The following is a 14,176-nucleotide window of genomic DNA, read 5'->3' as shown; positions in this document are numbered from 1 at the left end:
GGCGCCGGCCGCGGGCGGATCCCGTGGGGGTGGTGGCGTGCGGGGAGGTGGCGGAGCCGGGCCGGTAGGTCCCGGTGGACGGCCCGCGGGTGCGGGCGTCGGGCGCGGATACGGGCGCACCCCGAGGGGGTCGTGGCGTGCGGGGAGGTGGCGGAGCCGGGCCGGTAGGTCTCGGAGGACAACCTGCGGGCGCGGGCGTCGGGCGCGGACACGGGCGCACCCCGAGGGGGTCGCGGTGTGCCGGGAGGTGGCGGAGCCGGGCGCGGGTGCCGGCCTTGGCGGTGGCGGCGCCCGCCCGGAGCGGGCGCGGGGGCTTCGCGGAGGGGCTCGACGCGTGGGGCGCGGGGCGCCGGCCGGTGTGCGAGGACCTCGTCGAGGGGGTCGTGGTCGCCGTCGTCAGGGGCGACGCGATGTGCGCGGACCCGCGCAGGCCGGCCGGGCGGGGGGCTCCTCACACGCCTTCGGAACGTGAGGAGCCGTCGGGCCCGGTGGCCTGCGGTGCCGCCCCGACCGACGGGACGGCACCGGACGGGTCACGCCTGGCGGCGGACCTCCACCACGCGGAAGCGGTTCGCGACGAACGCGCCGTCGCACAGGGCGGCGTTCGCCGCCGGGTTGCCGCCGGAGCCGTGGAAGTCGGAGAAGGCAGAGGTCTGGTTGACGTAGACCCCGCCGGTCAGGTTCAGCGAGAGCTGCGCCGACTCCTCCAGGCAGACTTCCTCGATGGCGCGCTCGGTGTCCGGGGACGTCGTGTACGCGCCCACCGTCATCGCGCCCTTCTCCCGCACCGTGCGGCGCAGCAGCTCCAGGGCGTCGGCGGTGGAGTCCACGGCGACCGCGAAGGAGATCGGGCCGAAGCACTCCGAGAGGTAGGCGGCCTCCGGGTCCGGCTTGGCGGCGTCCAGCTTGACCATGACCGGGGTGCGCACCACGGCGTCCGGGAACTCCGGGTTGACCACCTCGCGGGAGGCCAGGGCCACCTCGCCGAGGGAGGCGGCGGCCTCCAGGCGGCTCTTGACGCCCGGGTTGACCAGCGCGCCGAGCAGGGCGTTGGCCCGGGCGTCGTCGCCCAGCAGGCCGCCGACCGAGGCGGCGAGGTCGGCGACGACCTCGTCGTACGACTTGTGGCCGGCGTCCGTACCGATGCCGTCGCGCGGGATCAGCAGGTTCTGCGGGGTGGTGCACATCTGGCCGCTGTACAGGGACAGCGAGAACGCCAGGTTGGAGAGCATCCCCTTGTAGTCGGAGGTGGAGTCGAGGACGACGGTGTTGACGCCCGCCTTCTCCGTGTAGACCTGGGCCTGGCGGGCGTTGGTCTCCAGCCAGTCCCCGAACTCCGTCGAGCCGGTGTAGTCGATGATCTTGATCTCGGGGCGCAGCGCGAGGGTCTTGGCGATGCCTTCGCCCGGGCGCTCGACCGCGAGGGCCACCAGGTTCGGGTCGAAGCCGGCCTCGGCGAGGACCTCCCGGGCCACCTTGACGGTGAGCGCCAGCGGCAGGACGGCCCGCGGGTGCGGCTTGACCAGCACGGGGTTGCCGGTGGCGAGGGAGGCGAACAGGCCCGGGTAGCCGTTCCAGGTGGGGAAGGTGTTGCAGCCGATCATCAGGGAGATGCCCCGGGGGACGGCCGTGAAGGTCTTGTCGAGCTCCAGCGGGTCCCGCTTGCCCTGCGGCTTCGACCAGTCGGCCCGGCCGGGCACGCGGGTCTGCTCCTCGTACGCGTAGGCCACGGCCTCCAGGCCGCGGTCCTGGGCGTGGGGGCCGCCCGCCTGGAAGGCCATCATGAAGGCCTGGCCGCTGGTGTGCATGACGGCGTGCGCGAACTCGTGCGTCCGCGCGCCGATCCGGGCCAGGATCTCGACGCAGACCAGGGCGCGGGTCTCGGGCCCGGCGTCCCGCCAGGCGCCCGTGCCGGCCCGCATCGCGGGCAGCAGCACGTCCGGGTCGGCGTGCGGGTACTCGACGCCCAGCTCCGGGCCGTACGGGGAGACCTCGCCGCCCGTCCAGCCGTCGGTGCCGGGCTGGTCGAGCTCGAAGCGGGTGCCGCGGACGGCCTCGAAGGCGGCGAGGCCGTCGGCCGGGGCGGTTTCCCCGTAGGCCTTGGGGTGTTCGGGGTGCGGGGACCAGTAGGCGCGACTGCGGATGGCAGCCAGCGCCCGGTCCAGGGTGGGCCGGTGCTTCTCGGACAGCTGGGGGAGGGTGAGCTCGGCGGCCATCAGGGACCAACTCCTCGTTGAGCCGGGCAAGATCAGGCTGGTTTCGCAGGCTGAGATCAGGCAGGGGCGGGTGAAGAAGAGCAGACTGGAGTTAGAGTAACCGAACGATCGGTCGGGACAAGAGGGCCCGGCAGGCCTGTGGATAAGTCGGTGCGGGAGGATCAGGACATGACAGCAATCGAGCGGTCCCGCACTGTGGCGGTCATCGGCGCCGGCACCATGGGGCAGGGCATCGCCCAGGTCGCCCTCCTCGCGGGTCACCGCGTGCTGCTCCACGACATCGACCCCGCCTTCGCCGAGGCCGGCGCGGGGCTCGTGCGCGACCGCGTCGAGCGGATGGCCGCCAAGGGCCGCCTGGACCGCGCCGAGGCCGAGGAGGCCATCGGCCGGATCGGCGCGGCGGGCACGCTCGCCGACCTCGCCGGATCTGCCCTCGTCATCGAGGCCGTGGTCGAGGACGTCACCGTCAAGCGGACGCTCTTCGCGGCCCTCGAAGAGGTGATCGCGCCGGACGCGGTGCTGGCGACCAACACCTCCTCCCTCTCCGTCACCGAACTCGCGGCCGGCCTCCGCCACCCCGGCCGCTTCCTCGGCCTGCACTTTTTCAACCCCGCGCCGCTGCTGCCCCTCGTCGAGGTCGTCAGCGGTCACGCGACCGACCCCGAGGTGGCCGACAGCGCCCACGGCACGGTCCTCGGCTGGGGCAAGACCCCGGTCCGCTGCTCCGACACCCCCGGGTTCATCGTCAACCGGATCGCCCGACCGTTCTACGCGGAGGCCTTCGCGGTGTACGAGGAACGGGGAGCCGACCCGGCCACCATCGACGCCGTGCTCCGCGAGAGCGGCGGCTTCCGCATGGGGCCCTTCCAGCTCACCGACCTGATCGGCCAGGACGTCAACGAGGCCGTCACCCGTTCCGTCTGGGACTCGTTCTTCCGCAGCCCCAAGTTCACCCCCTCCCTCGCCCAGCGCCGACTGGTCCAGTCGGGCCGGCTCGGCCGGAAGTCCGGGCAGGGCTGGTTCGCGTACGGGGAGGACGTCCGGCTCCCCGAGCCGCACACGGCGGGTCCCGAGGAGGCGCCGGACAAGGTCACCGTCGTCGGCGACCTCGGCCCGGCGGCGGCGCTGGCCGAGCTCATCGAGGAGGCCGGGATCGCGGTGACGGCCACCGGGCACGGGGGTCCGTACATCCAGCTGCCCGGCGAGGGCCAGCTGGTGCTCGCGGACGGCAAGACCTCCGTCGAGTTCACCGACGTCGTCTACTTCGACCTCGCCCTCGACTACCGCGGCGCCACCCGGATCGCGCTCTCGGCGAGCGAGGACGTCAGCGCGCGGACCCTGGCCGAGGCCGTCGGCCTCTTCCAGAAGCTGGGCAAGAAGGTGTCCGTCATCGGCGACGTCCCCGGCATGATCGTCGCCCGGACCGTCGCCATGCTGATCGACCTGACCGCCGACGCCGTGGCGCGGGGCGTCGCGGACGCCGAGGACATCGACACCGCGATGACGCTCGGCGTCAACTACCCGCTGGGCCCGTCCGCCTGGCACGAGCGGCTCGGCCCGGACTGGGCCTACGACCTGCTGCACAACCTGGACGAACGCTGTCCCGGCGGCCGCTACGCGCCCTCGCTGGCGCTGTTCAGGCTGGGCTACGCGGCGGGCGCGGACGACGAGGGGGAGGACACGGCATGACCACTGTCAGGCGGGACACCTACACCCCGGAGACGCTGCTCTCCGTGGCCGTGCAGGTCTTCATCGAGCGCGGCTACGACGGCACCTCCATGGAGCACCTCTCCAAGGCGGCCGGAATCTCCAAGTCCTCCATCTACCACCACGTCGCGGGCAAGGAGGAGCTGCTGCTGCGGGCCGTCAGCCGCGCCCTGGACGGCCTCTTCGCCGTCCTCGACGAACCCGGCGCGGTACGCGGCCGGGCGGTCGAACGCGTCGAGTACGTGACCCGGCGGACGGTCGAGGTGCTGCTCGGCGAACTGCCGTACGTGACGCTGCTGCTGCGGGTCCGGGGCAACACGCGCACCGAACGCTGGGCGCTGGAGCGCCGCCGCGAGTTCGACCACCGGGTCGCCGACCTGCTGAAGGCCGCCGCGGCCGACGGGGACCTGCGCGCGGACGTGGACATCCGGCTCGCCACGCGCCTGCTGTTCGGCATGGTGAACTCGCTCGTGGAGTGGTACCGCCCGCACCCCGGAGCGGACCACGGGCAGCTCGCCGACGCGGTGGTCCACATGGCCTTCGACGGGCTCCGCGCGACCCCGTAGGGAAGCGGCGACGAGCCGTCCCCCGACACGAACGCGCCCCCCGGGAATCCCGGGGGGCGCGTTCGTGTCTTCGGCCGCCCCCTCGCACCACCCGGTCGGACCAGTCGTACCGGTGGGGCGGGCGGGGCGGGCGGTTCACTCCTCCGTGAGGGCCGGGCCGGCGTCGGTCCCCGGGTCGAGGAGGTCCGTCTCCTCGAAGACCAGCAGCGTGCGCGTGGAGAGGACCTCCGGGATGGACTGGAGGCGCGTCAGGACCAGCTCGCGCAAGGTCCGGTTGTCCGGGGTGTGGACGAGCAGCAGTACATCGAAGTCTCCGCTGACCAGCGCGATGTGCGCCGCGCCCGGCAGCTCGCGCAGCTGCTCGCGCACCGTCCGCCACGAGTTCTGGACGATCTTCAGGGTGATGTAGGCGGAGGCGCCCTGGCCCGCCCTCTCGTGGTTCACCCGGGCGGTGAACCCGCGGATCACCCCGTCGTCGATGAGCCGGTTGATGCGGGCGTAGGCGTTGGCCCGCGACACGTGGACCTGCTCGGCCACCGAGCGTATGGACGCCCGGCCGTCCGCCTGGAGCAGCCGCATGATCGACCGGTCGATCGGATCCAGGGGGCGGGGAGGCACCGGAGGGGCGCCGGGGGCCGCCCCCGGCGGGATCGGCGTCGAACCCGCTCCGGCCATTTGTTCATCCGGCATTGCCCGATGCCTCCCTCTCCTGGACGTCCTGCACCCATCCCACGGCCCCGGCGCCAGTTTGTCCACAGCCTGGAGCCGCCTGTAGCCAAATTGCCCGGACAACCGAACAATCGGTTGGTGAGGGGCCTCACATCCGGGGCACTCCCTGCCCGCTTCCCACGAGGAGGTGTACGCCGCCATGACGGTCCAAGAGCTGCCCGGTGCCGGTGCGTCCCACCGTGCAACCCCGCCGCCCGCCTGGAGGCCCCGTACGGACGCAGCCGCGCTGCTTCCGGACGCCGAGCCGTACCGGGTGCTGGGCACCGAGGCGGCCGACCGCCTCGACCCGGTGCTGATGCGCCGGTACTACGCCGAACTCGTGCGCGGCCGCCGCTACAACGCGCAGGCCACCGCGCTGACCCGGCAGGGCCGTCTCGCCGTGTACCCGTCCACCGTCGGCCAGGAGGCCTGCGAGATCGCGGCCGCCCTGGTCCTGGAGGAGCAGGACTGGCTCTTCCCGAGCTACCGGGACACCCTGGCGGCCGTGGCGCGCGGGCTGGACCCGGTACAGGCCCTCACGCTGCTGCGGGGCGACTGGCACACCGGCTACGACCCGCGCGAGTACCGGATAGCCCCGCTGTGCACCCCCCTCGCCACCCAGCTGCCGCACGCGGTGGGCGTCGCCCACGCCGCCCGGCTGCGCGGGGACGAGGTCGTCGCCCTGGCCATGGTCGGCGACGGCGGCACCAGCGAGGGCGACTTCCACGAGGCGCTGAACTTCGCGGCCGTCTGGCAGGCCCCGGTGGTCTTCCTGGTCCAGAACAACGGCTTCGCCATCTCCGTCCCGCTCGCCAAGCAGACCGCGGCGCCGACGCTGGCCCACAAGGCCGTCGGCTACGGAATGCCCGGCCGGCTGGTCGACGGGAACGACGTCGCGGCCATGCACGAGGTCCTCACCGAGGCCGTCCAGCGCGCCCGCGGCGGCGGCGGACCGACCCTCATCGAGGCCATCACGTACCGGATGGAGGCCCACACGAACGCCGACGACGCGACCCGCTACCGCACCGACGCCGAGGTGGAGGCCTGGAAGGCGCACGACCCGGTGGAACTGCTGGAGCGCGAGCTCACCGCCCGCGGGATCCTCGACGAGGACGGCATCCGGGAAGCGCGCGACGCGGCCGAGGCGATGGCCGCGAACCTGCGCGAGCGGATGAACGCCGAACCGGTCGTGGACCCGATGGACCTCTTCGCGCACGTCTACGCGGAGCAGACCGGACGACTGCGCGAGCAGGCCGACCTGCTGCGCGCCGAACTGGAAGCCGAGGAAGAGGCGTGAGCACGGTGGCACAGCGGGCGGTGAAGCCCGCGACGATGGCGCAGGCCCTCACCCGGGCCATGCGCGACGCGATGGCCGAGGACCCGACGGTCCACGTCATGGGCGAGGACGTCGGGGCGCTCGGCGGGGTCTTCCGGATCACCGACGGCCTCGTGAAGGAGTTCGGCGAGGACCGCGTGACGGACACCCCGCTCGCGGAGGCCGGGATCCTCGGCACCGCGGTCGGCATGGCCATGTACGGGCTGCGGCCGGTCGTGGAGATGCAGTTCGACGCGTTCGCCTACCCGGCCTTCGAGCAGCTCATCTCGCACGTGGCGAAGATGCGCAATCGCACCCGGGGCGCGATGCCGCTGCCGATCACCATCCGCGTCCCGTACGGCGGCGGCATCGGCGGCGTCGAGCACCACTGCGACTCCTCCGAGGCGTACTACGTCGCCACGCCCGGCCTGACGGTCGTCACCCCGGCGACGGTGGAGGACGCGTACGGGCTGCTGCGCGCGTCGATCGCGAGCGACGACCCGGTGGTCTTCCTGGAGCCCAAGCGGCTGTACTGGTCGAAGTCGCCGTGGTCGCCGGACGCCCCGGACGAGGTCCCCGGGATCGGGAAGGCGCTGGTCCGCCGGGCGGGCACGAGCGCCACGCTGATCACCTACGGGCCGTCGCTGCCGGTCTGTCTGGAGGCGGCCGAGGCGGCCCGCGAGGAGGGCTGGGACCTGGAGGTCGTGGACCTGCGCTCGCTCGTCCCGTTCGACGAGGAGACGGTCGTGGCCTCCGTACGCCGCACCGGGCGCGCGGTCGTGGTCCACGAGGCCGGCGGCTTCGGCGGACCGGGCGCGGAGATCGCCGCCCGCGTGACGGAGCGCTGCTTCCACCACCTGGAGGCCCCCGTGCTGCGCGTGACGGGCTTCGACATCCCGTACCCGCCGCCGATGTTGGAGAAGCACCACCTGCCCGGTGTGGACCGGATCCTGGACACCGTGGCCCGCCTGCAGTGGGAGAACTGATGCCGCAGGTACTGGAGTTCAAGCTGCCCGACCTCGGGGAGGGGCTGACCGAGGCGGAGATCGTCCGCTGGCTGGTGGCCGTGGGCGACGTGGTCGAGATCGACCAGCCGGTCGTCGAGGTCGAGACGGCCAAGGCGATGGTCGAGGTCCCCTGCCCGTACGGGGGCGTGGTCACCGCGCGCTTCGGCGAGGAGGGCACGGAGCTCCCGGTCGGTGCCCCGCTGATCACGGTGGCGGTGGGCTCGGGCACCATGCCGGAGCCCGAGCCGGCGGAGACGTCGTCCGGGTCGGGCAACGTCCTGGTCGGCTACGGCACGGACCACTCCCGGCCGGCGCGGCGCCGCCGGGTCCGGCCGGCGGGCACGGCGCAGGCCGCGGCCCCGTCCGCCCCTGCTGCCGTGGCCGCTCCGGCGGCCGTGACGCCCGCGGCACCCGTGGCCGTCGGGCCCGTTGCGGTGATCTCGCCGCTGGTGCGCAAGCTGGCCCGGGACAACGGGCTCGACCTGCGGGCACTGCACGGCTCCGGCCCGGAGGGCCTGATCCTGCGGGCCGACGTCGAGGCGGCCCTCGCGAGCGCCTCCACGGCGGTCGCCGCGGCGCCCGCGGCCGTGGCGGTCGCCGAGGCGCCCCGCCCCGCCGCCCAGGGAGAGCGGATCCCGCTCAAGGGGCTGCGCGGGGTCGTCGCCGAGAAGCTCTCGCGCAGCCGCCGCGAGATCCCCGAGGCCACTTGCTGGGTCGACGCGGACGCCACCGAACTGATGGCGGCCCGGGCCGCGATGAACGCCGTGGACGGCCCGAAGATCTCGGTCCTCGCGCTGCTCGCCCGGATCTGCACGGCCGCGCTGGCCAAGTACCCGGAACTCAACTCCACCGTCGACCTCGCGGCGAACGAGATCGTCCGGCTCCCGGCCGTGCACCTCGGCTTCGCCGCGCAGACCGGGCGCGGGCTCATGGTCCCGGTGGTCCGGGACGCGCAGGACCGCAGCCCGGAGTCCCTGTCGGCGGAGTTCGCCCGGCTGACCGAGCTCGCCCGGGCCGGGAAGCTGGCCCCGTCCGACCTCACGGGCGGGACGTTCACCCTCAACAACTACGGGGTGTTCGGGGTCGACGGCTCCACGCCGATCATCAACCACCCCGAGGCCGCGATGCTCGGAGTGGGTCGGATCATCCCCAAGCCGTGGGTGCACCAGGGGGAGCTGGCCGTGCGCAAGGTCGTCCAGCTGTCGCTGACCTTCGACCACCGGGTCTGCGACGGCGGCACGGCGGGCGGCTTCCTGCGGTACGTCGCCGACTGCGTGGAGAACCCGGCGGTGCTGCTCCGCAGCCTCTGAACCGCCCGTCCGGATCCCGGCGGCCGGGGCCGCGGTGTCGTATCCCCGCGGTCCCGGCGGGATCCGGCGGGTACGGCCCGGCGCGGCCGGGTCGAAGGACTCCCGGGGCGGCGGCCCCGGGAACCACGGCCGGGCGGGACCCCCACCCCGCCCGGCCGTGAACACCACCCCGCACGTCCGTGGGGACCTACACGGTCAGCAGCAGCTTGCCGACGTGGGCGCTGGACTCCAGCACCCGGTGGGCTTCCGCCGCCTCGGCCATCGGGTACGTCGCGTGCACCACGGGCCGCACCCGCCCCGCGGCCACCAGCGGCCAGACGTGTTCCCGTACGGCCGCGATGATGGCGGCCTTCTCCTCCAGGGGCCGGGTCCGCAGCGAGGTGGCGGTGATCGCGGCCCGCTTGGCGAGCAGGATGCCCAGGTTCAGCTCGGCCTTCACCCCGCCCTGCATGCCGATCACGGCGAGCCGCCCGTTGACGGCCAGCGCGTCCAGGTTCCGCGCCAGGTACTTCGCGCCCATGATGTCGAGGATCACGTCCGCCCCGGCGCCGCCCGTCGCGGACCGCAGCTCCTCCACGAAGTCCTGCTCGCGGTAGTCGATCAGGACGTCGGCGCCGAGCTCCGCGCAGCGCGCCAGCTTCTCCTTGCCGCCCGCGGTCACCGCGACCCGTGCGCCGACCGCCTTGCCGAGCTGGATCGCCATCGTGCCGATCCCGCTGGAGCCGCCGTGGACGAGCAGGGTCTCGCCGGGACGCAGCCCGGCGACCATGAAGACGTTGGACCACACCGTCGCGACGACCTCCGGCAGCGCGGCGGCGCTCACCAGGTCGACGCCCTGCGGCACCGGCAGGAGTTGCCCCGCCGGGACGGCCACCCGCTGCGCGTACCCGCCGCCGGACAGCAGCGCGCACACCTCGTCGCCCACCGACCAGCCGGACACTCCCGGCCCGACGGCGGTGATGCGGCCGGAACACTCCAGGCCGGGGTGGGGCGAGGCGCCGGGCGGCGGATCGTAGAAACCTTGTCGCTGGAGGACGTCGGCGCGGTTCACGGCGCTCGCCGCGACCTCGACGAGCACCTCCCCCTCGCCGGCCACCGGATCGGGTACGTCGGCCCAGACGAGGGCCTCGGGGCCACCGGGCTGCTCGATCGTGATCGCATGCATGGCCCGGAGGCTACGCGAACCCGCCCGCGCGGCCCAGCACGTGGACCGGCACGCGAACGGGCCGCCGGCCCGGCGCGGGCCGCGTACGGCGAGGACGCCGTGGGCCGACCCGCCGGGGCGACCCCGCGCCGCGGTCCTACTCCACCGGGCCGAGCGTGGCCTGCGGCGAGAGCGGGCGCGTGGCGCGCACGATGGTGATGACCCGGTCCGTCAACTGCAGCGGGCTCGCGTGCGGGTCGTCGTAGGCGAGCAGGCGGTGGCCGCGCAGCACGCTCACCACCAGGTCGTCGGTCTCCCGCACGCTCCGGCCCACCTCGGACTTGTTGACGGGCCGTTCGATCAGGTCGAGGCCGCTGCCCTGCTGGATGAGGTCCTCCATCACGGTGCCGGCGCTCGGGCTGAGCACCGACAGCCCGAGGAGCCGTCCGGCCGCGCTCGCGCTGGTGATGACCGCGTCCGCGCCGGACTGCTTCAGCAGCGGCGCGTTCTCCTCCTCGCGGACCGCCGCGACGATCTTCGCGCCCCGGTTGAGCTGGCGCGCCGTCAGCGTCACCAGGACCGCCGTGTCGTCCCGCTGGGTGGCGATGACGATCTGACGGGCCTTCTGGATCTCCGCCCGCAGCAGGACGTCGGAGCGGGTGGCGTCGCCGACCACACCCGTGAACCCCTCCGCGTTGGCGATGTCGATGACCTTGGCGCTGGGGTCGACGATGACGACCTGTTCCCTGCTGAGGCCGGTGGCCAGCAGCGTCTGCAACGCCGAGCGGCCCTTCGTACCGAAGCCGACGACGACCGTGTGCTCGCGCAAGTTCTTCCTCCAGCGACTCAGCCGCCATTCTTCCCTGGTGCGTTCCGTGAGCACTTCCAGGGTGGTGCCGACCAGGATGATCAGGAACAGCACCCGCAGCGGGGTGATCAGCAGGACGTTGACCAGCCTCGCGGTGTCGCTGTACGGGACGATGTCGCCGTATCCCGTCGTGGACAGGGTGACGGTCGCGTAGTAGACGCAGTCGAGGAGATCGACCGACCCGTTCGCGTTGTCGTGGTACCCGTCGCGGTCGAGCCAGACGATCAGGACCGTCAGGCACAGCACGAACAGGGCCATCAGCAGCCGCCGGCTCACCTGCCGCAGCGGCTTCTCGACGACGCGTTTGGGCAGCTTGATGCGGCGCGAGACGAGTTTCTCGTCCGCGCCGCGCGCCATGGCGTCCTGGCCGTGAAGTTTCACGTGAAACATCCCCCCGAAGCCCAGGGCAGGTCGAGGATTTCGAGGTCCTGCCCGGATCGTGCGCCGTGCGGCGGTACGACGGCCAGCGCGTCGGCGGCGGCCACGCCGCGCAGCATCGCAGGGCCGTTGTACCGCAGCGGCACGGCATGTTCGTCGGTCAGCAGCACCGGGACGAGCCGGGTGTCGTGCGGGTGGCCGGGCACGTCTCCCTGCACCGGCACCGTGTAGCGCGGCCGCTGCCGGCGGCCCGCGAGGGCGCGCAGCAGGGGCTCGGCGAGGGTCAGCAACCCGGACACGGCGGCCAGCGGGTTCCCGGGCAGGCCGACGACGTGGCGCCCCCGCGCCCGGTCGCCGATGCGGGCCAGCAGCATCGGGTGCCCGGGGCGCACGGCGACCCCGTCGACGAGCAGTTCGGCGCCGGCGCGGGCCAGCACGGGGTGCACGTGGTCGACGGGGCCGGAGGCGGTGCCGCCGGTGGTGATCAGCAGGTCCGCGGTGGAGCCGGTGACGGCCTCGTACAGGGCCTCCGCGCCGGCCGGGTCGTCGCCGAGCCGGCGCGTCCCGGTGACCTGCGCGCCGAGGCGGGTCAGCCAGGGGTCGAGCATGGGTCCGAGGGCGTCGCGGATCAGGCCGTCGTGGGGGCGGCCCTCGGTCAGCAGCTCGTCGCCGAGGACGAGGACCTCCACGCGGGGCCGGGGCCGGGTGACCAGCTCGTCGTACCCGGCGGCCGCGGCCAGGCCGAGGACGGCCGGGGTGACGAGGGAACCGACGGGCAGCAGCAGGTCCCCGGAGCGGCACTCCTGGCCGCGCGGGCGGATGTCCTGACCGGTGCCGACGGCCCGTTCGGCGTACAGCTGGGCACCGGCCTCGCGGACGTGCTCGCTGCGGATCACGGCGCTGGTGTCCGCGGGGATCCGGGCGCCCGTGGCGATCCGGACGGCCTCGCCGTCCGCGAGCGGCGCCGGCGGCTCCGTCCCGGCCAGGACCCCGCCGGCGCGCATCCGCCAGGGGCCGGGGCCCGCGACGGCCCACCCGTCCATGGCGGAGGTGTCGAAGGAGGGCAGGTCGCTGAGGGCCTCCAGGGGGGCCTCCAGCACCTCGCCCAGCGCGTCCGGGAGCGCGACCCGGTGGCTGCGACCGCGTACGCCGGAGCCGGCCCGGATCGCCACCGTCCGGGCCTGCGGCCAGGCCGTGGCACGGTGGCCTTCCGCGGCGTGGGTCCGGGCATCGCGGCTGACCAGGGCAAGGGCTTCGTCCAGGGCGCCGTCGGCGTCGGTACGGGTCATCCTGAGCCGCTCTCCTGGGGATCGGCGGGCTGCGCCTCGTCGGCCCAGCGCAGGGCCAGTTCGGCGGTCTTGCGGCAGGCGTCGAGGACGGCTTGCGCCGGGTCGGCGCCCTGCGCCTCGGCGCGGGCGGCCGCGTAGCCGACGAGGAACGTCGTCAGCGGAGCCGCGGGTCGGGCGACGCCGTGGGCGGCGTCACGGGCGAGGTCGAGCAGGGCCGTGACGTCGACGTCGACGTCGATGCCGAGCTCGTTCTTGGCGGCGTTGATCCATTGCTCCAGCACGGTCCCATGCTCCCTGATCCGGGCGCGGGCCGCCGCCAGGTCCTCCCAGGTGTCGCAGTCGAAGGAGGCGAGTGGCGCAGCGGCGGCCACGGGGGTCAGATCGAGCTCGCCGGTCAGCGCGCGCAGCGGCAGCCCGGACAGGCCGCCGTGCTCGGTGGCCAGCAGGGCGATCTCGCGGCGCAGCGGCTCGGCCCGGTAGGCCGCGACCAACGGCTGGTCCCGTCCGTCGGGGTCCCGGAGCAGGGCCCCGTCGACCCCGTCGGCGGCGAGCAGCGCACGGACGGTGTCCCGGTCGAGGAAGGGCAGGTCGGCGGAGAGCACGAGGACCCGCTCGGCCGTCGTGGCCCGCAACCCGGCGTCCAGCGCGGCCACCGGGCCGCCGCCGGGCGGGTGCTCGCGGGCCCAGCGCACCGGGCGGGCCGTCGCCCGTCGGCCGCCGACCACGACGGTGGTCCCGGCGTCGGCGCACGCGTCGAGGACCCGGTCCAGCAGGGCCCGGCCGCCGACGCGCAGGCCGGGCTTGTCGGCCCCGCCGAGGCGGCGCGCCGCGCCGCCGGCCAGGACGATCGCGTCGTAGCTCATGCCCCGAGTATGCGGGCCCCGCGCCACCCCCGTCCGCCCCCGCTTACGGCGCCCTTACCGGGCCCGCCGGGGGCCGCGTCGCGGCCCGGGGCGACGGGGCCGTGCCCGAACCGGCGGCGGGGCCGGGGCGCGGTCGCCCCGGCCCCGCCGGTGTGGTGCTCGGTGTTCGTCGGAGGTCAGAGGTAGGGGCCGGAGCGGACCGCGCCGTGCGGGCCGTCCTCGTCGTCCTCGTGCGAACCGCCGGGCGGCAGAGCGCGGCGCATCTGCTCCAACTGGGCCCGCGCCGCCATCTGCTGCGCGAACAGGGCCGTCTGGATCCCGTGGAAGAGACCCTCCAGCCAGCCCACCAACTGCGCCTGCGCGATCCGCAGTTCCGCCTCGGAGGGGATGGCCTCCTCGGTGAACGGCAGGGACAGGCGCTCCAGTTCCTCGACCAACTCGGGGGCGAGGCCGTCTTCGAGCTCCTTGACCGAGGCGGCGTGGATGTCCTTGAGCCGGACCCGGCTCGCCTCGTCGAGAGGTGCGGCACGTACCTCTTCCAGGAGTTGCTTGATCATGCTGCCGATCCGCATGACCTTGGCGGGCTGTTCGACCATCTCCGTCACCGGGACCTCGCGCGACTCGTCATCGGCGCCGCCGACCGCCATCCCGTCCTGTCCCACGATCAGGACGTTCGGGGGGCTGTCCTGCGACCGTTCACTCCTCGGCATCTCCATGCCGACATTCTCTCGCACACCTGCGTACTCACACGGTGTGCCCCCGCGAGAGCGTGATCCACCCTGTACGGGGGCCGGAACATCCGCCC

At 74.1% G+C, this 14,176-nt stretch carries 12 protein-coding genes; 5 read left to right on the top strand and 7 right to left on the bottom strand.

What is annotated here, in order from left to right:
* Positions 1 to 533: 533 nt before the first annotated feature.
* Entirely contained in the window at positions 534 to 2,216 is a 1,683-nt protein-coding gene (paaN, locus tag ACFVS6_RS01220) for a phenylacetic acid degradation protein PaaN (protein ID WP_389699871.1), read from the bottom strand.
* Between the two features lie 168 nt (positions 2,217 to 2,384).
* On the opposite strand from paaN, the gene ACFVS6_RS01215 reads away from it, so the two are divergent.
* Positions 2,385 to 3,905 (top strand): 3-hydroxyacyl-CoA dehydrogenase, encoded by a 1,521-nt coding sequence (locus ACFVS6_RS01215; RefSeq protein ID WP_389699870.1) that lies wholly within the window; start codon positions 2,385 to 2,387, stop codon positions 3,903 to 3,905.
* Positions 3,902 to 4,489 (top strand): TetR/AcrR family transcriptional regulator, encoded by a 588-nt coding sequence (locus tag ACFVS6_RS01210; RefSeq protein ID WP_281209349.1) that lies wholly within the window; start codon positions 3,902 to 3,904, stop codon positions 4,487 to 4,489. Before ACFVS6_RS01215 ends, ACFVS6_RS01210 begins: the two co-directional genes overlap by 4 nt.
* A gap of 135 nt (positions 4,490 to 4,624) precedes the next feature.
* Here the strand turns inward: ACFVS6_RS01210 and ACFVS6_RS01205 are convergent, their stop codons facing one another.
* Positions 4,625 to 5,179, bottom strand: coding sequence for an Lrp/AsnC family transcriptional regulator (locus ACFVS6_RS01205; protein ID WP_389699869.1), 555 nt, complete (start codon positions 5,177 to 5,179; stop codon positions 4,625 to 4,627).
* Positions 5,180 to 5,357: 178 nt separating this feature from the next.
* Here ACFVS6_RS01205 and pdhA point away from each other — a divergent pair, with 178 nt between their 5' ends.
* The 3 genes from pdhA to ACFVS6_RS01190 are packed head-to-tail and all read left to right on the top strand — an operon-like array spanning position 5,358 to position 8,829.
* A complete protein-coding gene (gene pdhA / locus ACFVS6_RS01200; RefSeq protein WP_389699868.1) occupies positions 5,358 to 6,494 on the top strand; it encodes a pyruvate dehydrogenase (acetyl-transferring) E1 component subunit alpha in 1,137 nt (378 codons plus the stop codon).
* Positions 6,495 to 6,529: 35 nt separating this feature from the next.
* Positions 6,530 to 7,498, top strand: a complete 969-nt coding sequence (locus tag ACFVS6_RS01195) for an alpha-ketoacid dehydrogenase subunit beta (RefSeq protein ID WP_385690900.1) — start codon at positions 6,530 to 6,532, stop codon at positions 7,496 to 7,498.
* Positions 7,498 to 8,829 (top strand): dihydrolipoamide acetyltransferase family protein, encoded by a 1,332-nt coding sequence (locus ACFVS6_RS01190; protein ID WP_389699867.1) that lies wholly within the window; start codon positions 7,498 to 7,500, stop codon positions 8,827 to 8,829. The genes ACFVS6_RS01195 and ACFVS6_RS01190 overlap by 1 nt, the downstream gene beginning before the upstream one ends.
* Before the next feature lie 187 nt (positions 8,830 to 9,016).
* Here the strand turns inward: ACFVS6_RS01190 and ACFVS6_RS01185 are convergent, their stop codons facing one another.
* From ACFVS6_RS01185 to ACFVS6_RS01165, 5 genes are all read right to left on the bottom strand, one after another.
* The gene (locus tag ACFVS6_RS01185) at positions 9,017 to 9,994 is read right to left on the bottom strand and encodes an NAD(P)H-quinone oxidoreductase (protein ID WP_389699866.1); all 978 of its coding nucleotides are present in this window, start codon (positions 9,992 to 9,994) and stop codon (positions 9,017 to 9,019) included.
* A 136-nt stretch (positions 9,995 to 10,130) separates the two neighbouring features.
* Complete coding sequence (locus ACFVS6_RS01180; RefSeq protein ID WP_389699865.1) at positions 10,131 to 11,231, bottom strand: potassium channel family protein; 1,101 nt, start codon at positions 11,229 to 11,231, stop codon at positions 10,131 to 10,133.
* The gene (locus ACFVS6_RS01175) at positions 11,219 to 12,508 is read right to left on the bottom strand and encodes a molybdopterin molybdotransferase MoeA (protein ID WP_389699864.1); all 1,290 of its coding nucleotides are present in this window, start codon (positions 12,506 to 12,508) and stop codon (positions 11,219 to 11,221) included. The genes ACFVS6_RS01180 and ACFVS6_RS01175 overlap by 13 nt, the downstream gene beginning before the upstream one ends.
* Positions 12,505 to 13,371 (bottom strand): NTP transferase domain-containing protein, encoded by an 867-nt coding sequence (locus tag ACFVS6_RS01170; protein WP_389699863.1) that lies wholly within the window; start codon positions 13,369 to 13,371, stop codon positions 12,505 to 12,507. The genes ACFVS6_RS01175 and ACFVS6_RS01170 overlap by 4 nt, the downstream gene beginning before the upstream one ends.
* Positions 13,372 to 13,547: 176 nt before the next feature.
* The gene (locus tag ACFVS6_RS01165) at positions 13,548 to 14,087 is read right to left on the bottom strand and encodes a bacterial proteasome activator family protein (RefSeq protein WP_281211160.1); all 540 of its coding nucleotides are present in this window, start codon (positions 14,085 to 14,087) and stop codon (positions 13,548 to 13,550) included.
* Between the last annotated feature and the right edge of the window lie 89 nt (positions 14,088 to 14,176).

It is taken from the genome of Streptomyces sp. NPDC057939 (genome assembly GCF_042887545.1).
In the GTDB taxonomy this organism is placed as follows: Bacteria; Actinomycetota; Actinomycetes; order Streptomycetales; family Streptomycetaceae; genus Streptomyces.
This window is presented reverse-complemented; position numbering and strand designations above follow the sequence as displayed.